Source organism: Thermoactinomyces sp. FSL K6-2592, from assembly GCF_038006465.1.
Classification (GTDB): domain Bacteria; phylum Bacillota; class Bacilli; order Thermoactinomycetales; family Thermoactinomycetaceae; genus Thermoactinomyces; species Thermoactinomyces vulgaris.
In genome coordinates, this window is sequence record NZ_JBBOVH010000002.1 from 84,993 (window position 1) to 108,338 (window position 23,346).

The window sequence follows — 23,346 nt, forward strand, 5'->3', positions numbered from 1 at the left end:
TCCGCACATATCATGGTGGATGAGAGGTGAGGGATCAATGCCTGTATTGAAAAACAAAGAGGAGTGGGCCTTCTTAACCGGGGAAGAACGGCTGGATGACTGGATCCGCTATCATTACGGACTTGACTTGGTATCGGTGGAACCGGTCGGAGGCGTGTTAAAGCTGGGAACCGACCAAGGTTTTTTTGTATTGAAACGGGTTCGGATGAGGGAAAAAGACCGCTGGCAGCAGATTGCCCGACTGGCTGATTTCTTGTCGATGGAGAAAGGGCTGTCGTTTAGAATGCCAAATCCGGTCCGGACGAAACGAAAAAAAATTTTTTTTGATGGTTACCGGTATCCGTATGTTCTCCTCCCGTGGCTGGAAGGAGAGACTCCGCAACTGAACAAGGCGGAGGAGTGGCGGCAACTATCCAGGGGAATGGCTTCTTTTCATTTGGCAACCGCCGGGTTTGAAACCCGGAAAATGCCCGATCCGTGGAACCGGATTGGGAAATGGGGCGATTGGTGGTTGCAAGTGTATAAAGAAATGGAAATTTTCCATTTGGCGGCCCGATGGACAGCGGTTCCCACGGAACTGGATGAAATCTGGCGGAAAGTTTCCCATTATTCGCTGGGCTTGATGAAAAATTTGTTGAAATATTCGGTGAAAACGGGGCTTGACCGGTTATGCCTGGAAACGGAAAAGTTCGGGAACATCAGCCATGGACGCTGGCACAGGCGAAATCTGTTAATCCAGCCGGATGGGGCTTTTGCGCTCATTGATTGGAATGAAATGGTTGCCGACGTTCGTGCGGCTGATCTCGCTGACTGGTTAATGTATGCCTATGGACGAACCCAAAGCCCGGAAGTGATCAAAATTATCCTGAGCGGTTATCAGGAGGCATCGGAATTGACCGACGCCGATTATGCTTTGATTTATGCCCGGTTGCTTTTTCCCGGACAATTGGTCCGCCATCTGCGGAATGTCTATCTGAATGAAAAAAAACCGGGGGATTTTACCGTCCGGTTGGTGCATCAGGCCATTCAAACCGAACAAAAAAAGGCGAATTTGCTGAAGTGCTATGCACAACTTGCGCGTGACCATTTTCACGCATCTTTTCCGGAAATTGATTGGATTCATAAAAAAGAGGATCCGGTGCCGGAAGGAGGGGATCATTACCGGGAAAATGACAACGATTGGGAAGAGGATTCATTTTCCAATGATCCATATTCCTAGGAGAAAAACAGGCATTCAAGTCAAAAACGGGTCATCCATTGGACTGGATTCCAATGATGACCCGTTTTGGCAGTCAGCTTTGTTTTTGAACCGGACGTTTGAAAAAAGCGAGCAAACGATTTCCGTGGGGAACAACAGACACCAGTTCCCAGCCGTTTCTTCCCCAGGAGGCGAGGGCATGGTCCAGGTAGGATACTTACACTTCCCCGCGCCCGGCATTCAGGTAATCGCCGAGGCCGGTTTCCACACTGTATTCCCACCCGTCGTTTTTTTGCTCTTGCCAAACCCCGCGGTATTTTTTGGTTCAGGCGGACCGAAGCGTTGCAGATGGCATTCTGGATCGCTTCTCTTTCTGTTTCCTCCAGACTGAACACATCCGGAGCATGAGGAACGTTAAATCGGACATGGGAGTGGAACACCCGGAGGACCAAGGTTCCCAATGGGGTTCCGTTTTGATCCTTCACCACACACCACATGCATCTTTCCCGCTCTTCCGGCGGACCCCAGTGTTCGATGGAGTTGGGGAGAATAAAGCCTGGTTTGGTGACAAAGCCAGCCTCCGAGAGTTCACGAAACACGGGGTTTAACACCTTGCCCAGATACAATCCGTACACCTGTTCCCCGATTTCATAAAATTTCCGGTTCCATTCTTCGCGATATTCTTTCAAAATCACTTCCCATTGTTCTTGGATCACGTGATTAAAATATTTGGCGATCCCCTGGATGGTGATCGCTTGATCCGGTTTGAAAAATTCGTTCCAAGTCTTCTTTTGGATCATCCTTCCCCTCGGATAAGAAAGAACAACCGGGCTTTCAAACCCCGGTGATCTTTCCGTTTAAACCACTCAACGATTTTCTTGCGGCGACGAATTGTTTTGTGGCATTGTAACCTGTTCCAATGCTTTTATTCAAATCATAGATTTTCATTTCAAATTCATCAAGATGGATGTTTTTGTTTCTTTGCACCGGGTTGCAGGGTGGAGGCCAGAAAGTCAGCGAGGTGCATGACTTTGATTTGTTTTTGCAATCCGGCCCTTTTCACTCCCAACGCCATTTGCAGAAAACATCCCGGATTGCTGGTGATCAACAGATCTGCCTGCGTGTTTTTAACATGATTCATTTTTTCGTCCAACAAACGGTTGGCCATTTCCGTCTGCAATAAATTGTAGATGCCGGCAGATCCGCAACACCGGTTGGCTTCTTTCAATTCAACAAACGTGGTGTTTTTGACTTGCTTTAACAACGTTCTCGGCGCAAAAACCCGCATGCCGTTGATTAAATGGCATGAATCCTGATAAGTGATCCGTTGGTGCCGGTCGGCGGAGAAGGTGATCAAACCGGAGTCCGCTTGTTCCAGAATCAGTTCGCTGATATCTTTCACTTTGCGCTGAAATTCGAGGGCTTGTTCACGCCAATTTGGTTCTTCTTTGAAAAGCTCGGCATATTCGGCAAGCATGGCCCCGCATCCGCCTGCATTGGAGCAAATGAAATCCACCTTTGCACCGGCAAAAGCCTGGATGTTTTGTTTGGCCAGCCGGATGGCTTGCTCCCGGTCCCCGGCATGGGCATGCAATGCGCCGCAACAATTTTGACCACCAGGAACTACGACTTCATAGCCCGCCGACGTCAACAGCCGGATGGTGTTTCGATGGGTCCGGTTGAAGAGGACATCCATGACGCAACCTAGAAACAGACCGACCCGTCCGGATTTTTTGCCGGAAGAAGGATATACCCGGGTTCCCGGGGAAAATGCGGGGGATTCCACGTCCGGCAGGATCCGTTCCATTTCCCGGACCGGCTCCGGCAACAGGCGATAAAGAGGCACCTTGTTGATCCATTTGGGCATGCCGGACCGCTGATACAGACGGAGCAGGGAACCCAACGCTTTTAAGCGGCGGGGATGCGAAATCACATCCCGCAACAAAATTTGTTGCAGGATGTGGCTTTTTTTGCTGCCCGGCCGTTCTTGATGGATGGCCGCGCGTGTTTGTTCCAACAGTTGCCCGTAGGGAACCCCGGCGGGGCAGGCCGGCTCGCAGGCACGGCAACCCAAACAAAGGTCGATTTGGTTGATGAAGTTTTGGTCCGGCTTGATTTGACCGTCATAAACCGCTTTCATCAAGGCGATTCTTCCCCGGGGAGAGGCTCCCTCAAACCCGGTTTCCCGGTAAGTGGGGCAAGCCGGGAGACAAAAGCCGCAACGCATGCATTGGGTCAGTTGGTCTTCATCCAACGTGTTTTGCAACTGTTTGGCAAGCGATTCGTTCCATTTGTCCATGATCACTCCTCCTCGGATGGCAGCAAAATTTTCCCCGGATTCAGGAGATGATGAGGGTCAAATGCCTCTTTGATGCGTTTTAATAACTCCATGCCCGCTTTTCCCCACTGTTTTTCCATATAAGGGGCTTTGGCTATTCCGACACCGTGTTCCCCGGTGATGGTGCCACCCAGTTTTAAAGCCGTTTCAAAAATTTCGTCAAATGCTTTTTTAACCCGCCCGATTTCTTCTTTGTTGCGGGCATCTGTCATGCATGTCGGGTGCAGGTTGCCGTCTCCTGCATGGCCGAACGTACAAATGCGTATATTGTATTTTTTCGATATCTCGGTAATTTTGCGAACCATTTCCGGAATCGAAGCGCGCGGAACCGTGGCATCCTCCAAAATGGTGGTGGGGGTGGAACGGGCCAGGGCGGAAAGGGCTGTCCGGCGTGCTTCCAACAGCGATTCCCTTTCTTTTTGTGTACGGGCGATTTCAATCTTGGTGGCTTGAAGCCGTCGGCAGATTTCAGCCATTTGCTCCAGATCTCGTTCCACCACTTCCGGCGGGCCGTCTTGTTCCAAAATTAACATGGCTTTTTGATCCGTCGGCAGCCCGATGTTGGTGAAGGCTTCCACCACTTCCATCGTGCCCTGATCCATAAATTCCAAAGTGCAAGGAATGATCCGGGAGGAAATGATGTTGGAAACGGCTTCCGCAGCCAGATCAAGCTCAGGGAAATAGGCGACCATGGTTTGTTGGAAAGCCGGTTGGGGAAGTAATTTCAACGTTGCCTCGGTGATGATGGCAAGGGTTCCTTCGGAGCCGACCATAAGCTTGGTGACATCATAGCCGGAAACATCTTTGGCCAGTTTTCCTCCCGTCCGGATGACTTCCCCGTTGGCGAGCACGGCTTCAAGGCCGAGCACGTAATCTTTGGTGGTTCCGTATTTTAATCCTCTCAATCCGCCGGCGCCCTGGGCAATGTTGCCGCCGATGGTGGAAATGGACATGCTTCCGGGATCCGGCGGATAGAAAAGCGAGTGGGCTGAAACAGCTTCATGCAAGTCCCGGGTGATCACGCCGGGCTGCACCGTGGCCGTTAAGTTTTGGGTGTCGATTTCCAGGATGCTGTTCATTCGGTTGAAAACCATGACAATACCGCCATTGACCGGTACGGCGGAAGCACTGAGATTGGTTCCGGAACCGCGGGAAATTACGGGGATTTGGTATCGGTTTGCCACTTTCATGACGGCTTGGACTTCTTCTGTGCTTTGCGGATAAACAACGGCATGAGGAAAGGCTTGAAACAGCGGTGTGGCGTCATAGGAATGGGTGAGACGGGCTTCCTGATCCGTCCGGCAGTATGGTTGCCCCACAATTTTTTCAAGTTCACGGATGATTTGAGGATCCAATGACATCTTTTCACTTCCCATCCATACTAAATGAAAAGGCTGTAGCAGAAGATTTATCTTTATGCTACCACAATCTTTGTTTTGCTTGTATCCACCTCCATTGTTGTGATAATATAAAATATTTAATAAATTTAATTTTTCTAAAAACAACGACATGGATAAATGCCGTTTTTTCAGAGAGGATAGGAATGGGCAGTGAATTGGCAGTTGATGTAACAGTAATAATTTTATTTTTCGATAAAAAACATTTAATATATTTTGGTTTCCATGTTATTATGAACTAGGTCATGTCAATTTACTTAATTTGTCAAAATGATACACATCAAAGGCGGTGAAAAAAGTGTCAAAAAACAAACAAAAGTTTGTCCCTTATATTCCAGCGTCCAAGTCATTGCCGGAATTAACGGTTGTCGCAATGATTCTCGGAATTTTGCTGGCCATTGTTTTTGGTGCGGCCAACGCTTATTTGGGGCTGAAAATCGGATTGACCGTTTCTGCTTCCATTCCTGCAGCTGTGATTTCAATGGCCATTTTGCGCGGGTTGTTCCGCAGAAAATCCATTTTGGAAAATAATATTGTGCAAACAATGACCACGGCCGGGGAAGCGGTGGCGGCCGGTGCGATTTTTACCCTGCCGGCTCTTTACTTGTGGGATTTGAGTCCAAGCCAGGCCATGATTGCTTTTATCGTTGTGACCGGTGGATTGCTCGGTGTTTTGATGATGGTTCCTTTGCGCCGTTTGTTGATCGTCAACGAGCATGAAGTGCTGCCGTATCCGGAAGGAACTGCATGTGCAGAGGTTTTAAAATCGGGCGAAACCGGCGGAACCAATGCCAAGCTGATTTTGTCCGGGTTTATTGTCGGCGGCTTGTTCAAAGCATTGGGAGATGGTTTAAGATGGTTTAAAACTTCGGTGGAAACACAAATCATTGGCTATAAAAATGCAGTGCTCGGCATGAGTACCATGCCCGCCTTGCTTGGGGTGGGATATATCATTGGTCCGCGCATCGCGGGACAAATGATTGCCGGAGGGCTTCTGGCTTCCGTCGTTTTCATTCCGATGATCTCCTTTTTTACACAAGGAAGTCCTGCGGTCTTTTTCCCGTCGGAAGATCCAGTGGGAGGAATGGATGCTTCCGCGATCTATTCCAGTTACATCACATATATCGGGGCTGGTGCGGTGGCCATGGGCGGTTTGATCACGTTGGTGAAAACCTTGCCCATATTGTTCACTTCCGTACGTGATACGCTGCAAGGTTTGTTGAAGCAAGATCACAATGCGGCCTTGCAAATCGAAAGAACCGACAAGGATCTGCCGATGCATTATATTTTGGGCGGTTCGATTTTGCTGATATTGATCATTGCTTTTGTGCCGGTGACGAAAGTCGGAATCATCGGTGCGATTTGCATCGCCTTGTTTGGGTTCTTGTTTGTGGCGGTTGCTTCCCGGATCGTCGGGATTGTCGGAAGTTCATCCATGCCTGTGTCCGGCATGACCATTGCCACCTTGCTGATCACCACCTTAATTTTTAAGGCGATTGGCTTTACCGGTCAAACGGGGATGATTGTCTCACTGACCTCCGCAGCCATCGTTTGTGTGGCCATTGCCGTCGCGGGGGATATTTCCCAAGACTTAAAAACGGGTTATCTGGTGGGAGCAACTCCGTGGAAACAACAAATTGCCATGATGGTCGGGGTGCTGGCCAGCGGTTTGTTGATCGGATACGTTTTGTACCTCTTTGATCAGGCGTATGAAATCGGAAGCGAAGCATTGCCGGCTCCCAAAGCCATGTTAATGAAGATCATTGTTGAGGGGCTGATGCAAGGAAACTTGCCTTGGGAACTCATCATAATGGGGGCGGCGCTGGCGATTACGATTGAATTTTTGGGGATCAATTCCTTGACGGTGGCTGTCGGATTTTATCTGCCGATTTCCATCAGTGCGCCGATCATGGTCGGAGGTATTGTCCGCTGGCTTACGACCCGGTTCAGCAAAACCGAAGCTGAAAAACAAGGGCGCGAAGAAGCAGGAACGCTCTTTGCTTCCGGTTTGATTGCCGGGGAAGCGTTGCTCAGCGTTGTCGTTGCCTTGCTCATCGTGCCGGGAATCATCGATCCGGAAGCTCCGTTTAAAGTGGAAAGCCAGCTCTTGCCATTGCTTCTTTTCCTTGCATTGGTCGGCTTGTTGGGATTTGTCGCTGTGAAATTTGCCAATAAAAATGTAAAAGGATCTTCTTCTTCTGCCAAATGATGAAGAAGAAAAGAGAAAATCTGCTGGAATTAATCCCGTGTTTAAAGCCGCATCTTTCTTTGCAGCCGGCAAGGGAAGACAAAGAGCTGGTTTTTGTGGTGATCCCCCGGACCAGCTGGATTGAACGCTTTTCCATCCGTTTTTTGAAACAGCCGGAAGCCATCAAGGTGAAACTGGATGAACTGGGAAGCTTTGTGATCCGGCTGTGTGACGGGCGCCATACCGTGGATGAAATACAGAAAAAACTGGAATCGGAATTCGGGGAAAAGGCAGAGCCGGTTTTGCCCAGGCTTGCGACGTTTTTGCAAATGATGGAAGAAAACGGATGGATCCGTTTGGAAAAATCAGGCGAAAAAAAAGGCTGTTGATTTTCAACAGCCTTTTTTATTTGGGAGTGAGAAAAGATTACTGAAAGAACAGGAACAGAAGCGACGCCAAAATGAAGATGATTCCAACGTTCAAACAAATGAATTGCAGGTTTTGGAGGAAAGCCCTCCGTTCCGCTTTGGACAAAGGGGAATCATCTTCGGCTTCATCCTCCCGCCTCTGTCCGGGGAGTTTGTTGAATTTTTTAAAAGTGCGCAAAAAGACGGAAAAGAAACCGCCTTGGACGACAAAAATGCCGGCGGCAAGGATCAAAAAGAGCAATCCGGCCAAAAAGGATTGATCGATAAAGGCAAGCGCATTCCCTTTGGAAATGAAGCCGAGAAACAAAAACACGACCATCGTTATGAGAATGGTTGCCCAAGCACGTTTATTTCGCATCTTCATGGCGTTCCTCCGTTTACGGTCTGAAATGGAAATATGGTTTATTTTGGACAATATCCATATAATCTTTTCTAAAGCTAGCAATTCATTTATAATGTTACAAGTTAACCCGGTCCAGATCCACGATCTGAAGGGGAATTGTCAGAAAAGAAAGTATCCAAGGTTCGACTGCAGGGAGGGGGAGTCATGCTCAAGACAGGGAAAGTGTTGTTGGCAATCGCAGCCTCTTTCAGTTTAGTACTGAGCGGGTGCGGTTTTCAAGCAAACAGTGGTTCCAACATGAAATTAAGTGACGAGCAGGTGTTGAGGATTGCCGAAGAAGGCGGCATCACGACACTGGACACGGTCAAGGCCAATGATGCGATCACGTTTAATGTCCTGAATAATGTGAATGAAGGCTTGATGCGATTGGGAAGGGAAAAACAACCGGAATACGGGATTGCGTATGAATATGAACTCAGCCCGGACAAAACCAAGTATACCTTCAAACTGCGGGAAGACGCCAAATGGAGTGACGGCGAACCCGTGACGGCGCAAGATTTCGAGTATGCATGGAAACGGGTGCTCAATCCTCAAACTGATTCCGGATATGCCTATGTCTTTTTCCCGATTAAAAATGCCAAACAGTATAACCAGGGGCAAGTGGATGCGTCTGCTGTCGGAATCAAGGCGGTGGATGATCACACCTTGGAAGTGCAATTGGAAAAGCCGACATTGAACTTTATTCAGCGTACGACCATGATCGCTTTCATGCCGCAACGTAAAGATGTGGTTGAAAAGTTTGGGGGTAAATACGGAACATCCGCGGAAGAAACCATTTATAACGGACCATTTAAAGTCGCCAGTTGGACACCGCAAAAAGTGTTGTTGAAAAAAAATGAAAATTACTGGGATAAAAACGGAGTAAAGCTGGAAACCGTTGAAATCAACGTGGTGAAGGATTTGGCAACGGGAATCAATCTATACAACTCCGGGGAAATTGACACCGCCACGCTGAACCAGGCATTTGTGGATGCCTTTAAAAATACAGAAGAATATGTGGAAGCGGAAAGGGCAAGAAACTATTATATTCTGTTTAATCATGACGATCCTTTTTTTAAAAATGAAAAAATCAGGAAGGCAATCAATCTGGCAATCGACCGGGGAACGATTGCCAACGAAATCATGAAAGGCGGATCCAAACCGGCAGATGCTTTGATTCCTTCATCGATCAGCGGGGTGGGCGGCAAAAACTTCCGTGAACTTTCAGGATCCTACGTCAAAACCGATGTTGCCCGTGCCCAAGCCTTGTTTCAGGAAGGTTTAACGGAATTGGGAATGTCCGAACCGCCCAAGGATATCGTGATGGTCAGTTATGACGCAACCCCGCTGAGGGATGTGGCGATCAACATCAAAGAGCAATTGCGGAAAAAGCTGAATTTGGAGATCAAGCTGGATTCCCCGACTTGGAAAACCCATGTCAACAAAGTGAAAAACAGAAACTTTGACATGGCCATGCTGGGTTGGGTGGCGGACTACAATGATCCGTTCAACTTCTTTGAAATTTGGGAGTCGGATAATGAAATGAACTTCTCCCATTACAACAATCCCAAATTTGACCAGTTGATGGATCAGGCAAGGCAAACTTCAGACCCGAAAGCGCAGTTTGAGTTGTTAAAACAGGCCGAAGCGTTGCTTTCCGGCGTGGATGATCAGGGGAGTGCCGGTTTTGTGCCGTTGATTTACTACTCTAAAGCGTTTGTGCAAAAGTCTTATGTCAAAGACCTGTACCGCCATCCGTTTGGTCCGGAATACAGTTTGAAATGGGCATATATTGTGGAGAAAAATGAAGAATGATGAAAAGCTCAAGCCACTGTCAAAAGGGGCTTGAGCTTTTTTGTGCAGCTTGTTATCAAAGGCGGATGAAAAAGGGTATTCCTTTATTATAGACTTTTATTTAATACAACAAAAGATAAACCCCCTTTACAAATCAATGAAATATGAGTTAAATATAAATAACGCCTAAAATTTGATAAAATTAGAATAAAAAATTGTTAGAAATTTGAGTTGACTCTTTGTTCGATTTTCTTGGTGAACCGCTCATCTTGCCTTAAAATAACAGATGAATTATTTATTTTCAGATTATTAGGCGGAGGGAACAACCAGTCTTTTTCCATTCAGGGTTTATGACCATTTTTTGGTCTAAACTATATACTTTATTTTAAAAAAAGGGGGCAGACGTTTTGAGGCGGAGAATCAAATTGTTTTCTTTGCTGTCACTGGTTTTGGCGTCAGCGATGGTGTTGACGGCTTGCTTTGGGGGAGGGACCGAGACCAAAAACAGTCAGGTATTGAACTTGGCAGAAATGTCCGAGCCGCCAAACCTGGACAGTGCCAAAACGACAGATGTGGTGTCTTTCATGATCTTGGGAAACACCATGGAAGGGCTATATCGTTTGGATAAAGACAGCAAACCGGTTCTCGGGATGGCAGCCAAAGAGCCGGAAGTGAGCGAGGACAATTTAAAATGGACTTTTACTTTGCGTGATGCCAAATGGAGTGATGGAAAGCCGGTGACGGCCCATGACTTCGAATATGCATGGAAGCGGGCGCTGGATCCCAAAACGGCATCCGAATATGCGTACATCCTTTACCCCTTGAAAGGAGCTGAAGCTTACAATACCGGGAATGGTTCAGCCGACGATGTGGGAGTAAAGGCTTTGGATGACAAAACATTGGAAGTGGTTTTGGAGCGCCCGATTCCCTACTTCAAAGACCTCTTGTGCTTTGCGACTTTCTTGCCGCAACGAAAAGACATTGTAGAACAGTATGGAGATAAATATTCCTTGGAAGCCAACACATTGGTTTACAACGGTCCGTTCGTTCTTTCCGAATGGAAACACAACCAAAGCTTCCAAATGAAGAAGAACCCCGGGTATTGGGACAGCGGGGTTGTCAAATTGGAAGAAATCAACTGGCAAATTGTAAAGGATAACTCGACACAAGTCAACCTTTATAACACCGAAAAATTGGATTTTGCCTATTTAAATTCCGAGTTTATCGACGCATTTAAAGACGATCCGAACACTTTTTCGATTTATGACGGTTCCAGTTGGTACCTGGAAATGAACCAAACCAAAGATTTCTTTAAAAACAAAAAAATCAGGCAAGCAATCAATTTGGCGATCGATAAAAACACGTATGTCAACAATATCCTGAAAAACGGATCGATTCCGGCAGGAGGATTGGTTCCGCCGTTTATCAAAGCCAGCGGCGTGGATGACAACAAAAAATACCGCGATTTGGTGAAAATGGATCCGCAGTTTGATCCGAACAAAGCCAAACAGTTATGGCAAGAAGGATTGAAAGAATTGGGCTTGTCCCAAGCGCCGGCCATTGAATTGCTTGGAGATGACACCGCTTCTGCAAAACAAAGTATGGAATTTATCCAAGAGCAACTGCGCGTCAACTTGGGGGCTAATGTCCAAATTACCTCGGTGCCGTTTAAAGAGCGTCTGGAAAGAGGGAAAAACCAACGGTTCGATCTGTTGATTTCCGGTTGGGGACCCGATTACAACGACCCGATGACTTTCCTCGATCTCTTTACCAGCGACAACTCCTTCAACCGCGGAAAGTACAGCAATCCGGAATATGATGAGCTTGTTAAAAAATCGAAAGAAAACGGGGACTTTAAACAACGTTTTGAAGACTTGAAAAAGGCTGAGCAAATCCTGATTGAGGATGCAGGAATTGCACCGCTTTACTACCGTACGAAAATTGCGGTGAAAAGACCGTTTATCAAAGATTGGTACTGGAGCGCGATTGGTCCGGAATACACGTTGAAATGGGCATCAGTGGATACCGGAAAATAAGATCCGAGTTTTGCCGGGAGAAGGTATATGTCAACGGTTTGGCATATACCTTCATCCATGCTCAATCAGGAAGGAAAGGAAGTGAAGCGGTTTGCTGCGATATATTTTAAGCCGGTTGGGGTATATGGTGCTTACGCTTTGGATTATTGTCACGGCCACTTTCTTTTTGATGCACTCTTTGCCGGGAACCCCGTTGAAAAATGAAGAAAAACTGCCTCCCTTGATCCGGGAACAGATCATGGAAACCTATGGTTTGAATGACCCGTTGCCGGTGCAGTATGTGAACTTTATGAAACGGCTGGTGCAGGGGGACTTTGGAAAATCTTTATCGCACGACGGACGTTCTGTCACCGAAATGCTGTTGGAAGGATTTGAAGCGTCTGCTTTTATCGGGGGACAGGCATTGGTTTTCGGGGTTTTGGTCGGACTGTTGCTCGGAGTGGGTGCGGCGCTCCGGCGCGGAGGCTGGCTGGATAATGTGGCCACAGTGATTGCCGTCGGGGGAATATCGATCCCCAGCTTTGTGATGGCGGCTCTTTTATCTTATTGGGTCGGCGTGAAATGGCAAATTCTGCCGGCGGCGTTGTGGGGGTCTTATGAACATACCATATTGCCGTCGTTGGCTCTTTCATTCACCGTTATTGCACAGATGTCCCGTTATGTGAGAACCGAAATGGTGGAAGTGATGGATCAGGATTATATGAAAACGGCCAAAGCCAAAGGCTTGGGAAGACAGGCCATCGTTTTCCGCCATGCTTTGCGAAATGCCCTCATCCCTGCGATTACCGTGTTGGGTCCTTTGGCGGTGAATATTATTACCGGTTCGCTGGTTGTGGAAACCATCTTTGCTGTACCCGGAATCGGGTTATTCTTTGTTGAGTCAATCCAGGTCAATGATTACACCTTGATTATGGGGGTTACCATTTTTTACTCCATTTTGATTCTTGCCACCATCTTTCTCGTGGATATTTTGTACGGAATCATTGATCCCCGGATTCGACTAACGGGTGCAAAGGAGTGAATCAGCGATGAGTGAAAAAACAATCAACGAGATCACACCGGAAATGTTTGAGCCGATTGGCGCTGATGAATCGGCCGGGGAGCAGATTACCCGGGAGCGGATCGGCTTTTGGAAAGATGCGGCACGCCGTTTTCGTTCCAACTGGGGAGCGATGATCGGCCTTGTCATTATTTTGGTTATTGGATTTTTCGCTTTTGCCGGTCCCTTGATGAATGATTATGATTACCGGTCACAGGATTACTCCGCTCAAAACAAGGAACCGTTTGCCGACCATTATTTTGGAACCGATAGTTTTGGCCGTGACTTGTGGCAACGGACATGGAACGGGGCCCAGGTTTCCTTGCAAATCGCTTTTTTGGCGGCTTTGTTTGATCTTTGCATCGGTGTGACCGTCGGAAGTGTTTCCGGATATTTCGGCGGCCGGGTGGACATGATCTTGCAACGGGTGGTGGAGATTTTATATTCCATTCCTAACCTGATCATCATCATTTTGATGCTTCTGATCTTTGAACCGGGGATTATCCCCATTGCGCTGGCCTTGTCCCTCACGGGATGGGTGCCGATGGCCAGGGTGGTTCGTGCGCAGATCCTGAAACTGAAATCCCAGGAATACGTGTTGGCGGCCCGTACGTTGGGGGCCGGACACCGGCGCATTCTGCTCAAACATTTGATTCCCAATGTGATGGGGCCGATTATTGTTGCGGTGACGTTTGCCATTCCTTCAGCCATTTTCTTTGAAGCATTTTTGAGTTTTATCGGTCTGGGGATCCGCCCGCCGCTGGCAAGCCTTGGATCACTTGTGAATGACGGCGCCAGATATTTGCAGATTTTTCCGTATCAAGTCTTTTATCCGGCAACGATTCTCTGTTTGATCATGCTCGCCTTCAACCTTTTGGGAGACGGCTTGAGGGATGCACTTGATCCAAGAATGCGCAAATAAAGGGGGGAATCAGTATGGAGAAATTACTCGATGTGAAAGACTTGCATGTTTCATTTAAAACGTATAACGGAGAAGTGAAAGCGGTAAGAGGTGTGAGCTTTCACGTCAACAAGGGGGAAACCGTGGCTGTTGTGGGAGAATCAGGATGCGGGAAAAGTGTCACCTCGCAAACCATCATGCGCTTGATTCCCCAACCCCCGGGCATCATCAAAGAAGGCGAAATCCTTTTTGAAGGAAGAGATTTGACAAAACTCAACGACAAAGAGATGGAAAAAGTCCGCGGGGCCGAAATTGCCATGATTTTCCAAGATCCCATGACTTCTCTCAACCCGACCATGACGGTGGGACGGCAAATCACGGAAGGGTTGATGAAACACCAGAATCTGAGTGCGTCGGAAGCCAGAGAAAAAGCGGTGGAAATGTTGAGATTGGTCGGAATTCCCAGCCCGGAATCCCGGATCAAGCAGTATCCCCACCAATTTTCCGGAGGCATGCGGCAACGGGCGATGATTGCAATTGCACTGGCTTGTCAGCCCAAACTGCTGATTGCGGATGAACCGACAACAGCTTTGGACGTAACCATTCAGGCGCAAATCATTGAATTGATGAAAGAATTGCAACGGAAAACGGGAAGCTCCATCATTTTGATCACCCACGATCTCGGGGTGGTGGCCGACATTGCCGACCGGGTCGTGGTGATGTATGCCGGACAAGTCGTGGAATCAGGCACTTTGGAAGAAGTGTTTTATCATCCCCGCCATCCGTACACTTGGGGGTTAATGGATTCCATGCCACGGCTGGATTTGTCGCATGAGCAGGAATTGCTTCCGATTCCGGGCTCCCCTCCCGATTTGATTTCCCCTCCGAAAGGGTGTCCGTTTGCAGCCCGTTGCAAGCATGCGATGAAGGTTTGCAAGGAACACATGCCGGGAGTCACCGAGGTGTCATCCACGCATCAAGTGACTTGCTGGCTGGAACATCCCATGGCGCCGAAGCCGAATGTCCGGAAAGGACCGATTGGAGGGGAGAAAAGTGAGTAAGCAAGAAAATAAAAATCATGAAACACGGCCGGAAAAAGATGTGATTTTGTCGGTGAAGGGATTGAAAAAACATTTCCGGCTCAGTAACGGCCAAGTGGTCAAAGCGGTGGACGGGGTCACCTTTGACGTTTACCGGGGAGAAACCTTCGGGTTGGTCGGGGAGTCCGGTTGCGGAAAGTCCACCATTGGCCGCACCTTGATTCGGCTGTACCATGCGACGGAAGGTTCGGTTACGTTTAACGGGGACGATGTGTATCAATTAAAAGGAAAGAAACTGAAAGAATTTAACCGGAAAATGCAAATGATTTTCCAGGATCCGTATGCTTCGCTCAATCCACGCATGACAGTCATGGATATCATTGCGGAAGGGATCGACATCCACGGTCTGGCTCAAGGAGAAGAACGGAAAAAACGGGTCATTGAGCTGTTGAAAGTGGTCGGGCTCAATGAAGAGCATGCCAACCGTTTCCCGCACGAGTTCAGCGGGGGTCAACGGCAGCGGATCGGAATTGCCCGGGCTCTGGCAGTCGATCCCGAGTTTATCATTGCCGATGAACCGATTTCGGCATTGGATGTTTCCATTCAGGCACAAGTCGTCAACTTGATGCGAAAACTCCAAAAAGAAAAAGGGCTGACTTATCTGTTTATTGCCCATGATTTGTCAATGGTGAAATATATTTCGGATCGTGTGGGCGTGATGTATCTGGGAAGCATGGTGGAGCTTGCGGACAGTGAGGATCTGTATGACAAACCGTTGCACCCGTATACGGAAGCGCTGCTGTCTGCCGTTCCCATCCCGGATCCGGATGTTTCCAAAAAACGGGAACGGATTATTTTGGAAGGGGATGTCCCCAGTCCCATTGATCCTCCCAGCGGCTGCCGGTTCCGGACCCGGTGCCCGAAAGCGATGGACATTTGCGCCAAGGCCGTTCCGGAATGGAAAGAAGCCGCACCCAAACACTGGGTGGCTTGCCATTTGTATAATGAACAATAAAGAAAACCCGGTTTCATACCGGGATTTCTTTTTTATGAGAATTTTTAAGGCTTCTTCTAAACCATATCCATGATTTGGATGACAGCAAGGATGGCAAACAAGACCAGACTGATGATCAGAACGGCATTGGCCCACCAACGGTTCCGGTAAACCGGATCCAATTTTTTGGAATTTAACAAAATCAACAATGTGACGGAGATAAAAGGCATGAACAAGGAACCGAGAACTCCGTACAAAATCACAAGGCCGACCGGTTTTTCCAAAAACAAAAGCAACATCGGAGGGAATGTCATCCACAAAAGAAAGCCGCGGTAGAAAGGATCCCGCACGGAAACCGGAGCGGGTTTTTTTGTTCCCGGGACTTCTTTTTTGAAATGGCGCACCAAGTCGGCGAAAAGATAGGGAACACCGTTAAACACCCCCAAGACCGATGTGAAAGACGCAGACCAAAAACCGAGCAGGAACAACCAATAGACCGGGGTGCCAAATTCTTTGCCCAAAAGGACGGCAAGGTGGATCAATCCTTCTTCGTTTTGCAATTCAATGCCCGATCCGTATAAAAATTCAGCTCCCACGATCAACAGCGAAAGGGTGAAGATGGCGGTCAGCGTGTAAGCGACACAGGTATCCAGGCGCATGACCGGAATCCACGAAGGACCCGACCAGTTTTTTTCCCGCACCCAATACCCATAGGAAGCGATGGTGATGGATCCGCCAACGCCGCCGATCAATCCCAAGGCATATGTGATGGAGCCGTTTGGCGTGCGGGGGATGAGTCCCGTGGCAATTTGATCCAGCTGGGGCAGAACGATGACAGCGGTGCCGACGACGGTAATGAACATAATGCCGGTCAGCAGGGACATCACTTTTTCAAAAAACTGATATCTTCCGATCCATACGAATATTAAGCAAATAATGGCGTGCAGGATGGCCCAGCCTTTCAACGGGATTTGTGGAAAGATGGCGGTGGCGGCCAGAGCGGCGGAGGATGATCCGGCGGCTCCGTAAATGAATCCCCATATCACGATATAAATTCCAAAGTAGATCAATGCCCAGTGGCCCAAAGATCTCCATCCCTGCAGAATGGTTTGTCCGGAGGCGAGTTGGAAACGGCCCACACCTTCATTCAGGAAATACTTGATGATGGCCCCTGCAATAATGGTCCAAACAAAAACCGTTCCAAACTTGGTTCCGGCCACCAAGGCGGCGACCAAGTCTCCGGCTCCCACACCGGTGGCGGCGGCAACCAGCCCGGGTCCGATCAATAAAAAACGTTCTTTTAATGTTTTGGGAGGCGTTTTGGTTTGTACGGGAGATCCCTCCTTCATCGCAATTGTATTTATACATTAAATAAGTTTCTTTTTTTGTTTTCGAGATGAATATAAAAAATCCCTCTTTACAAAAAGTAAGAGGGATTTGAGAAAGAGCTTATAATACCTGCTCGACTTCGCGAACTTCCGGTACTTCTTCCATCAACGCCCGTTCAATTCCGGCTTTCAGTGTAATGGTGGAACTGGGGCAGCTTCCGCAGGCACCGAGCAAACGCACACGCACGATTCCGTCTTCGACTTCAACCAGTTCCACGTCTCCACCGTCACGCTGAATGAAAGGGCGCAATTTGCCCAATACTTCATTAACGCGTTCTTCTACTGACACAACCATAACCCCTTTCTAAATAGGAGTAACAAACCAAGCAGATATCCCAATATCAAATTCATTGTAGGGGGTTTTTCCAGCAAAATCAATGGTTAATTGGCGGAAACCGGCAGGGAAAAACGAGTCTTTTTTCCAAATCAGAAAATTGATATGATGGATATGTCTCAGTTTCATTTCAAAGGAGTATGTATATGAAAAAGCGTTATGAAGACGTAAAGGAATTGATTGGTCAAACCCCGATGTTACGTCTGAAACGGATGGGAACTCCGAAGAATATAAAACTGTTTGCGAAATTGGAGTTTTTTAATCCCGGTGGCAGTGTGAAAGACCGCTTGGGAGTGGCGTTGATTCGCGAAGGGGAAAGAACGGGGAAACTGAAACCGGGCGGGACGATTATCGAGCCGACAGCCGGGAACACAGGCATTGGCATTGCTTTGGCCGCGGTGGGGACGGACTATCGGGTGATTTTTGTCGTTCCGGAAAAGTTTTCAGTGGAAAAGCAAGAATTGATGCGCGCGTTGGGAGCCGAGGTGATCAATACGCCGACCGAGCTCGGGATGAAAGGGGCCATGGAAAAAGCGAAAGAATTGGAACAATCCATTCCCGGCGCTTATTGCCCGCAACAATTTGTCAACCCGGCCAATCCCCGGGCGCATTATCAAAGCACCGGCCCTGAAATCTGGGAGCAGATGGACGGCCAAATTGACGTGTTTGTGGCCGGGGCTGGTTCAGCCGGAACGTTTATGGGGACGGCCCGCTACCTGAAAGAAAAAAATCCGGCGATCAAAACGGTGATCGTGGAACCGGAAGGATCCATCATCGGGGGCGGAAAGCCGGGGCCGCACAAGACGGAAGGAATCGGCATGGAAATGTTCCCGGATTACTTTGACCGGTCTTTGATCGATGAAGTGTATACGGTAAAGGACGAGGATGCCTTCCGGCTCGTCAAGGAACTGGCGACGAAGGAAGGGTTGCTGGTGGGAAGTTCTTCCGGGGCCGCTTGTTATGCCGCTTTGGAAGAAGCCAAAAAATGCTCCAAAGATGCACAGATCGTGGTCATTTTTCCAGACAGCAGCGAACGTTATCTCAGCTCAAAAATTTACCAAGGTGGGGTGTAAATGATGAAAACGGATACAAAATTGATTCACGGAGGCGTTTTTGGCGATGCCCAAACCGGAGCCGTCAGCGTTCCGATATACCAGGTGTCAACCTATAAACAAAAACGGGTGGGTGAACATTCCGGTTATGAATATTCCCGGACGGGGAACCCGACCCGGGCGGCATTGGAACAGCTGATCGCGGAATTGGAAAATGGTGCGGCCGGGTTGGCTTTCAGCTCGGGAATGGCTGCCATCTCAACTGTCCTTTCTTACTTCAATCAAGGAGACCATTTGGTCATCGGGGATGATGTTTACGGCGGGACGTACCGGGTGGTTTCCAAGGTGTTTAACCGGATGGGATTGAAAGCCACGTTTGCGGACACCAGTGATCCAAAACAAATCGAGGCGGTCATTCTTCCCGACACGAAGGCCATTTATATGGAAACACCAAGTAATCCACTCTTAAAAGTATCTGATATCCGGGCGATCGCACAGTTGGCCAAAGAAAAAGGGTTGTTGCTGATTGTGGATAACACGTTTTTGACTCCTTACTGGCAAAACCCGTTGGACCTTGGTGCCGATATTGTTCTTCACAGTGCCACCAAATATCTCGGGGGACACAGTGACGTGGTCGCCGGACTGGTTGTCACCAAAGAAAAATCCCTGGGTGAGGAACTCCACTTTTTGCAAAACTCGATCGGCGGCATTCTCGGACCGCAAGATTCCTGGCTTTTGATGAGAGGAATGAAGACGCTGGGATTGAGAATGCGCCAACATGAACAAAATGCCCGGCGGATTGCCGATTGGTTGAATGAGCATGAGCAAGTGGAGAAAGTGTATTATCCGGGATTGGAAAGCCATCCGGGGCACGAAGTGGCATCCGTACAAGCCAAAGGCTATGGCGGGATCATCTCGTTTGATGTGGGCTGCGCGGAAAAGGCGGATCAATTGTTGGAGAACACCCGCTTCTTCACCCTTGCGGAAAGCTTGGGAGCGGTGGAAAGCCTGATTTCTGTCCCGGCCCGCATGACCCATGCATCGATTCCTGCCGAACGCAGGGCGGAACTCGGGATCACGGACGGATTGGTCCGCATTTCCGTTGGTGTGGAGGATGTGGAAGACTTGATCATGGATTTGGATCAGGCGCTTCGGTAATAGAATAGAGAAGCGGAGGGAAGCCGGTGAATCATGTCGTTGTATACGTCTATGGTGCGGAAGAAATTTGTGCCAGTTGTGTCAACCTGCCTTCTTCCAAGGAGACCGCAACCTGGTTGGAAGCGGCCCTCAGGCGAAAATATCCCGGGCAGGTGACGGTAAAATATGTGGATATTTTCCATCCCCAGACAGAAAAAGAAAAAGCATTCAGCCAACGGGTCATCGAAGAAGATTTATGGTACCCCGTCGTGGTCATTGAGGATGAAATGGTTGCGGAAGGAAATCCGAAACTGAAAAAAATCTGTGAAGTGATCGACCGCTTGATTGCTGTGTAGAGGTTTCTGCACAGCATTTTTTTTTGTTGCTTCGGGGATCGGGGGTTTTCATCAGCAACTCAAAAAGGTTTAATATTTTTGTTCTATTTTTGCTACGAGTTCCGGCGGGTTCGTGATATCTTATTATGTGTCTGCTATTTAACGTTCTAGTAAAATCTTATTAAAAGTCATTAATAGTATAATATAAACAGATAAAAAATGGATGTTCCGGATGGGTGATGAAATGGCCATCACCGCTTGGATCACGGAGGAACCGAGGAGTTGATGGATATGTGGTTGATCCCCCTGTCGCTTGGGGCGCTTTTTGGCCTGGGGGTCTGGGAAAAGAAAAAACACCAAAAAAATATTGATTCCATTCCGTTGCGGATTAATGTGAACGGCATCCGCGGGAAATCCACGGTGACCAGATTGATTACCGGAGTCATGATTGAAGCCGGATATCGTGCGGTCGGGAAAACCACGGGGACGGCCGCCCGGATGATCTATTGGGATAAAAAGGAAGAAAAACCGATTCGCAGACGCCTGGAAGGGCCTAATATCCGGGAACAAAAAGTGGTTGTGGAAGAAGTGGCCAAGCTCGGAGCCAATTGTCTGGTCAGCGAATGCATGGCAGTGAATCCGGATTATCAGATTGTATTTCAGGAAGAAATGTTGCAAGCCAATGTCGGCGTGATTGTCAATGTTTTGGAAGACCATATGGATGTGATGGGGCCGACGTTGCAAGAGGTGGCGGATGCGTTTACGGCGACAATTCCGTACAAAGGATATCTGATTGTATCCGAAGGGCCTTTCGTTCCCTTTTTCAAAAAGGTTGCCCGTCGCCGCCGCACGCGTGTTTTTGTTGCCGATACTTCCAAGATCTCGGAAAAGTTTTTGCGCCAGTTCGATTACATGGTGTTTCCGGAGAATGCCGCATTGGCGTTGGCTGTTGCCGAAGCGTTGGGCATTGACCAGGAAACGGCTTTCCGGGGCATGTTGAAGGCAAATCCCGATCCGGGAGCCATGCGGATCCTTCCGCTGAGTGCGGATGAACATCCTGCCTATTTTGTCAACGGATTTGCAGCCAATGATGCTTCATCCACCCTCAATATTTGGGAACGTGTCGGAATGTTGGGATATCCGGTCAAAGATCCCGTGGTCATTATGAACTGCCGTCCGGACCGGGTGGATCGGACCGAACAATTCGCAAGGGATGTTTTGCCGCATATGTCCATCGATACACTTGTCGTCATCGGACAAACGACTCAGCCGATCGTGGAAGCCTGCGAAAAAGGCCTGATCCGGTGCAGTGAACTGCTGGATCTGGAAAATCAGCCGGTGGAACAAATTGTTCAAGCGATTCAAGGCAAATTACATAACCGGTTGGTTTACGGCGTCGGAAACATTCACGGGGCTGCGGAGCCGTTGTGTGAATGGTTTGAACAGATGAACCAAAAAGCCAAAGAGCAGTTTACCGCCCGGCTGGAGTCTGAATCGAATCAACCCGAAGATGAACAAAAAGCGGTACAAAACAAGAAAATGGCACATATTGTCAGCTAGGAGGAAAGTTCGTTGTTTGGATCAGACTTATACGTTTCGTTAATTATCGGCGTGGTACTCAGCCTGTTGTATGCGGAAAAAGTGGGGGTAATGCCTGCAGGACTGATTGTTCCCGGATATATGGGATTGGTTTTTGATCAACCTGTTTTCATTTGTGTGATTTTGTTGATTAGTTTTTTAACATTTATAATTGTGACAAAAGTCGTCGGGCGATTTACCATTTTATACGGGCGGAGAAAGTTTGCCGCCATGTTGTCCGTCGGTGTCGCCTTGAAGCTGGTTTTTGATTATTTTGCTCCCATGACTTTTCCTTATTTGCCTTTTGAAATGCAGGAATTCCGGGGGATCGGTGTGATTGTTCCCGGACTCATTGCCAACACCATTCAAAAACAGGGCGTGATTCCGACCGTCGGAAGTACGTTGTTATTAAGCGGGGCGACTTTCGTCATTATGTTTTTATACGAATTTGTGTTGCTGAAATTTTTCTAAACATCAAAGGGCAGCCAAAAGATGCGGGGGTGGAGAAAGAAACAGGCTCTAACCCCGAACTTTATTTTTTATGCAAGGTGTAAGGATGGATTCTACATGTTAACTTGGAAACAAAAATTTCAACGCTATATCAAAAGGCAAAAGAAAAAAACGATGCAGCACACGTTGATTGCTCTTGGCATCACCGTTTTGCTCATCGTCCTCAGCCAGGTTTTGGATTCGCCGCCAAAAGTGGAGGAAAAAGATGATCACAGCCTTTTGACCATCAGCATGGCAGGAGACATGTTGTTCGGGCGGTATGTCGATGAAGTGGTGGTCCCCAATCACGGATATCAGTCGTTGTTTCAGTATGTGCGGCCTTATCTCAAGAAATCGGATTATATTACCGGAAATTTTGATCAGCCCGTCACCGAAGGCGAAGATTATCCCAAAGCGGACAAACGGGTGCATATTTCCACCAAACCGGAGATTGCCAAAGTGTTGAAAGAAGAAGGTTTCACGACCGTCAACCTTGCCAACAACCACATAAAAGATTATGGGAAACAAGGCTTGTTGGATACCATTCGGGTGTTTCAAAACCAAAAGGTGAAGACGGTCGGAGCCGGCTACAATATCCAAGATGCTTCCACTGTTACCTATCAGATGATCCGGGGCATCAAAATTGCCACCCTCGGGTTTTCCGATATTCTTCCCAAAGATTTTCGCGCTTTGTCCGACCGGTCCGGTGTGGCCCCGGCGGATCCGGACGTGTTTTTTTATGATGTGGCCAAAGCCAAAAAAAATGCCGATCTGGTGATTGTCCATATGCATTGGGGTGAAGAGTATGACAGCAACTTCCACCCGAGACAGCAGGATTTGGGACGGTCGTTGATCGATGCCGGAGCCGATATCGTGATCGGCCACCATCCCCATGTTTTGGAACCGGTGGAAGTTTACAAACACGGGGTCATCTTTTACAGCCTTGGGAACTTTATTTCGGATCAGGGGTGGTCCCGTACCCGCGAAAGTGCTTTGGCTCAGTATAAAGTGATGAATGGAAAGGTGAATTTGGTGATTCACCCGCTTGTCATTCGGCAGGGAACCCCGAGGCCTTTAACCGGTTTTGGTTCTTTTTACCGTCGGGAGAGGATTTTTATGCAAATCACCGATGAGCCTGTCTTTTCGAAGGAATGGAGTCGTTTGTGGAAACGGGAAGGTGACGCGTTGGTACGCACCATCGATCTTCCGCCGAAACTAAAAGCAAAATTGGCTCCATAAAAGATATAGGAAATTTTCTTCCATTTGAAATTGATTTTGATTAAGATTACATCGTGAAG

Annotated in this window: 21 protein-coding genes; 15 read left to right on the forward strand and 6 right to left on the reverse strand. The window is 48.2% G+C overall.

Annotation, left to right across the window (positions count from 1 at the left end; all coding sequences use genetic code 11):
- The first annotated feature begins 37 nt into the window (after positions 1 to 37).
- A complete protein-coding gene (locus NYE37_RS12145) occupies positions 38 to 1,219 on the forward strand; it encodes a phosphotransferase (protein ID WP_049719663.1) in 1,182 nt (393 codons plus the stop codon).
- Positions 1,220 to 1,239: 20 nt separating this feature from the next.
- Here NYE37_RS12145 and NYE37_RS12150 read toward each other — a convergent pair whose 3' ends face one another.
- From NYE37_RS12150 to NYE37_RS12160, 3 genes are all read right to left on the reverse strand, one after another.
- Complete coding sequence (locus tag NYE37_RS12150; protein WP_049719664.1) at positions 1,240 to 1,998, reverse strand: DUF6022 family protein; 759 nt, start codon at positions 1,996 to 1,998, stop codon at positions 1,240 to 1,242.
- Between the two features lie 158 nt (positions 1,999 to 2,156).
- Positions 2,157 to 3,497 carry a (Fe-S)-binding protein gene (locus NYE37_RS12155; RefSeq protein ID WP_049719665.1) on the reverse strand — a complete coding sequence of 447 codons (1,341 nt, stop codon included), beginning with the start codon at positions 3,495 to 3,497 and terminating at the stop codon, positions 2,157 to 2,159.
- A 2-nt stretch (positions 3,498 to 3,499) separates the two neighbouring features.
- Entirely contained in the window at positions 3,500 to 4,897 is a 1,398-nt protein-coding gene (locus NYE37_RS12160) for an FAD-binding oxidoreductase (RefSeq protein ID WP_049719666.1), read from the reverse strand.
- A 325-nt stretch (positions 4,898 to 5,222) separates the two neighbouring features.
- On the opposite strand from NYE37_RS12160, the gene NYE37_RS12165 reads away from it, so the two are divergent.
- Together NYE37_RS12165 and NYE37_RS12170 are read left to right on the forward strand one after the other, a co-directional pair.
- On the forward strand, positions 5,223 to 7,142 hold the full coding sequence (locus tag NYE37_RS12165; protein ID WP_428843392.1) for an OPT family oligopeptide transporter: 1,920 nt from the start codon (positions 5,223 to 5,225) through the stop codon (positions 7,140 to 7,142).
- Entirely contained in the window at positions 7,142 to 7,510 is a 369-nt protein-coding gene (locus tag NYE37_RS12170) for a PqqD family protein (RefSeq protein WP_231564576.1), read from the forward strand. The genes NYE37_RS12165 and NYE37_RS12170 overlap by 1 nt, the downstream gene beginning before the upstream one ends.
- A gap of 37 nt (positions 7,511 to 7,547) precedes the next feature.
- Here the strand turns inward: NYE37_RS12170 and NYE37_RS12175 are convergent, their stop codons facing one another.
- Positions 7,548 to 7,907, reverse strand: a complete 360-nt coding sequence (locus NYE37_RS12175; protein WP_198051051.1) for a DUF3899 domain-containing protein — start codon at positions 7,905 to 7,907, stop codon at positions 7,548 to 7,550.
- A 189-nt stretch (positions 7,908 to 8,096) separates the two neighbouring features.
- Here NYE37_RS12175 and NYE37_RS12180 point away from each other — a divergent pair, with 189 nt between their 5' ends.
- The 6 genes from NYE37_RS12180 to NYE37_RS12205 all read left to right on the forward strand — a co-directional run bounded on the left by NYE37_RS12180 (position 8,097) and on the right by NYE37_RS12205 (position 15,756).
- Positions 8,097 to 9,746, forward strand: a complete 1,650-nt coding sequence (locus NYE37_RS12180) for a peptide ABC transporter substrate-binding protein (RefSeq protein ID WP_049719668.1) — start codon at positions 8,097 to 8,099, stop codon at positions 9,744 to 9,746.
- 386 nt (positions 9,747 to 10,132) lie between these two features.
- Positions 10,133 to 11,761 carry a peptide ABC transporter substrate-binding protein gene (locus tag NYE37_RS12185; RefSeq protein WP_037994158.1) on the forward strand — a complete coding sequence of 543 codons (1,629 nt, stop codon included), beginning with the start codon at positions 10,133 to 10,135 and terminating at the stop codon, positions 11,759 to 11,761.
- A 91-nt stretch (positions 11,762 to 11,852) separates the two neighbouring features.
- A complete protein-coding gene (locus NYE37_RS12190) occupies positions 11,853 to 12,782 on the forward strand; it encodes an ABC transporter permease (protein WP_049719669.1) in 930 nt (309 codons plus the stop codon).
- Between the two features lie 7 nt (positions 12,783 to 12,789).
- Entirely contained in the window at positions 12,790 to 13,722 is a 933-nt protein-coding gene (locus tag NYE37_RS12195) for an ABC transporter permease (RefSeq protein ID WP_049719670.1), read from the forward strand.
- Positions 13,723 to 13,736: 14 nt separating this feature from the next.
- A complete protein-coding gene (locus NYE37_RS12200) occupies positions 13,737 to 14,762 on the forward strand; it encodes an ABC transporter ATP-binding protein (RefSeq protein ID WP_037994164.1) in 1,026 nt (341 codons plus the stop codon).
- The gene (locus NYE37_RS12205) at positions 14,755 to 15,756 is read left to right on the forward strand and encodes an ABC transporter ATP-binding protein (protein ID WP_240790232.1); all 1,002 of its coding nucleotides are present in this window, start codon (positions 14,755 to 14,757) and stop codon (positions 15,754 to 15,756) included. Before NYE37_RS12200 ends, NYE37_RS12205 begins: the two co-directional genes overlap by 8 nt.
- 56 nt (positions 15,757 to 15,812) lie before the next feature.
- Here NYE37_RS12205 and NYE37_RS12210 read toward each other — a convergent pair whose 3' ends face one another.
- Positions 15,813 to 17,084, reverse strand: coding sequence for an Nramp family divalent metal transporter (locus tag NYE37_RS12210; RefSeq protein WP_049719671.1), 1,272 nt, complete (start codon positions 17,082 to 17,084; stop codon positions 15,813 to 15,815).
- A gap of 100 nt (positions 17,085 to 17,184) precedes the next feature.
- On the reverse strand, positions 17,185 to 17,412 hold the full coding sequence (locus tag NYE37_RS12215; RefSeq protein ID WP_181732635.1) for a NifU family protein: 228 nt from the start codon (positions 17,410 to 17,412) through the stop codon (positions 17,185 to 17,187).
- A gap of 191 nt (positions 17,413 to 17,603) precedes the next feature.
- Between NYE37_RS12215 and cysK the strand changes: the two genes are divergently transcribed.
- The 6 genes from cysK (at position 17,604) to NYE37_RS12245 (ending at position 23,287) form a co-directional block, all read left to right on the forward strand.
- On the forward strand, positions 17,604 to 18,530 hold the full coding sequence (gene cysK, locus NYE37_RS12220; protein WP_049719672.1) for a cysteine synthase A: 927 nt from the start codon (positions 17,604 to 17,606) through the stop codon (positions 18,528 to 18,530).
- A 3-nt stretch (positions 18,531 to 18,533) separates the two neighbouring features.
- The gene (locus NYE37_RS12225) at positions 18,534 to 19,667 is read left to right on the forward strand and encodes a bifunctional cystathionine gamma-lyase/homocysteine desulfhydrase (RefSeq protein ID WP_049719721.1); all 1,134 of its coding nucleotides are present in this window, start codon (positions 18,534 to 18,536) and stop codon (positions 19,665 to 19,667) included.
- A 26-nt stretch (positions 19,668 to 19,693) separates the two neighbouring features.
- Positions 19,694 to 20,002 (forward strand): YuzD family protein, encoded by a 309-nt coding sequence (locus NYE37_RS12230; protein ID WP_037994172.1) that lies wholly within the window; start codon positions 19,694 to 19,696, stop codon positions 20,000 to 20,002.
- Positions 20,003 to 20,272: 270 nt separating this feature from the next.
- Entirely contained in the window at positions 20,273 to 21,541 is a 1,269-nt protein-coding gene (gene pgsB / locus NYE37_RS12235) for a poly-gamma-glutamate synthase PgsB (RefSeq protein WP_069201534.1), read from the forward strand.
- A gap of 12 nt (positions 21,542 to 21,553) precedes the next feature.
- Entirely contained in the window at positions 21,554 to 22,030 is a 477-nt protein-coding gene (gene pgsC, locus NYE37_RS12240; RefSeq protein ID WP_037994174.1) for a poly-gamma-glutamate biosynthesis protein PgsC, read from the forward strand.
- A gap of 96 nt (positions 22,031 to 22,126) precedes the next feature.
- A complete protein-coding gene (locus NYE37_RS12245) occupies positions 22,127 to 23,287 on the forward strand; it encodes a CapA family protein (RefSeq protein WP_049719673.1) in 1,161 nt (386 codons plus the stop codon).
- Positions 23,288 to 23,346: the final 59 nt, after the last annotated feature.

Coding starts and splice junctions, on each gene's coding strand:
- pgsB (WP_069201534.1), top strand. CDS start 20,273: ATGTGGTTGATCCCCCTGTCGCTTGGGGCGCTTTTTGGCCTGGGGGTC.
- NYE37_RS12145 (WP_049719663.1), top strand. CDS start 38: ATGCCTGTATTGAAAAACAAAGAGGAGTGGGCCTTCTTAACCGGGGAA.
- NYE37_RS12180 (WP_049719668.1), top strand. CDS start 8,097: ATGCTCAAGACAGGGAAAGTGTTGTTGGCAATCGCAGCCTCTTTCAGT.
- NYE37_RS12170 (WP_231564576.1), top strand. CDS start 7,142: ATGAAGAAGAAAAGAGAAAATCTGCTGGAATTAATCCCGTGTTTAAAG.
- NYE37_RS12195 (WP_049719670.1), top strand. CDS start 12,790: ATGAGTGAAAAAACAATCAACGAGATCACACCGGAAATGTTTGAGCCG.
- NYE37_RS12155 (WP_049719665.1), bottom strand. CDS start 3,497: ATGGACAAATGGAACGAATCGCTTGCCAAACAGTTGCAAAACACGTTG.
- NYE37_RS12245 (WP_049719673.1), top strand. CDS start 22,127: ATGTTAACTTGGAAACAAAAATTTCAACGCTATATCAAAAGGCAAAAG.
- NYE37_RS12225 (WP_049719721.1), top strand. CDS start 18,534: ATGAAAACGGATACAAAATTGATTCACGGAGGCGTTTTTGGCGATGCC.
- NYE37_RS12150 (WP_049719664.1), bottom strand. CDS start 1,998: ATGATCCAAAAGAAGACTTGGAACGAATTTTTCAAACCGGATCAAGCG.
- NYE37_RS12210 (WP_049719671.1), bottom strand. CDS start 17,084: ATGAAGGAGGGATCTCCCGTACAAACCAAAACGCCTCCCAAAACATTA.
- NYE37_RS12200 (WP_037994164.1), top strand. CDS start 13,737: ATGGAGAAATTACTCGATGTGAAAGACTTGCATGTTTCATTTAAAACG.
- NYE37_RS12160 (WP_049719666.1), bottom strand. CDS start 4,897: ATGTCATTGGATCCTCAAATCATCCGTGAACTTGAAAAAATTGTGGGG.
- NYE37_RS12175 (WP_198051051.1), bottom strand. CDS start 7,907: ATGCGAAATAAACGTGCTTGGGCAACCATTCTCATAACGATGGTCGTG.
- cysK (WP_049719672.1), top strand. CDS start 17,604: ATGAAAAAGCGTTATGAAGACGTAAAGGAATTGATTGGTCAAACCCCG.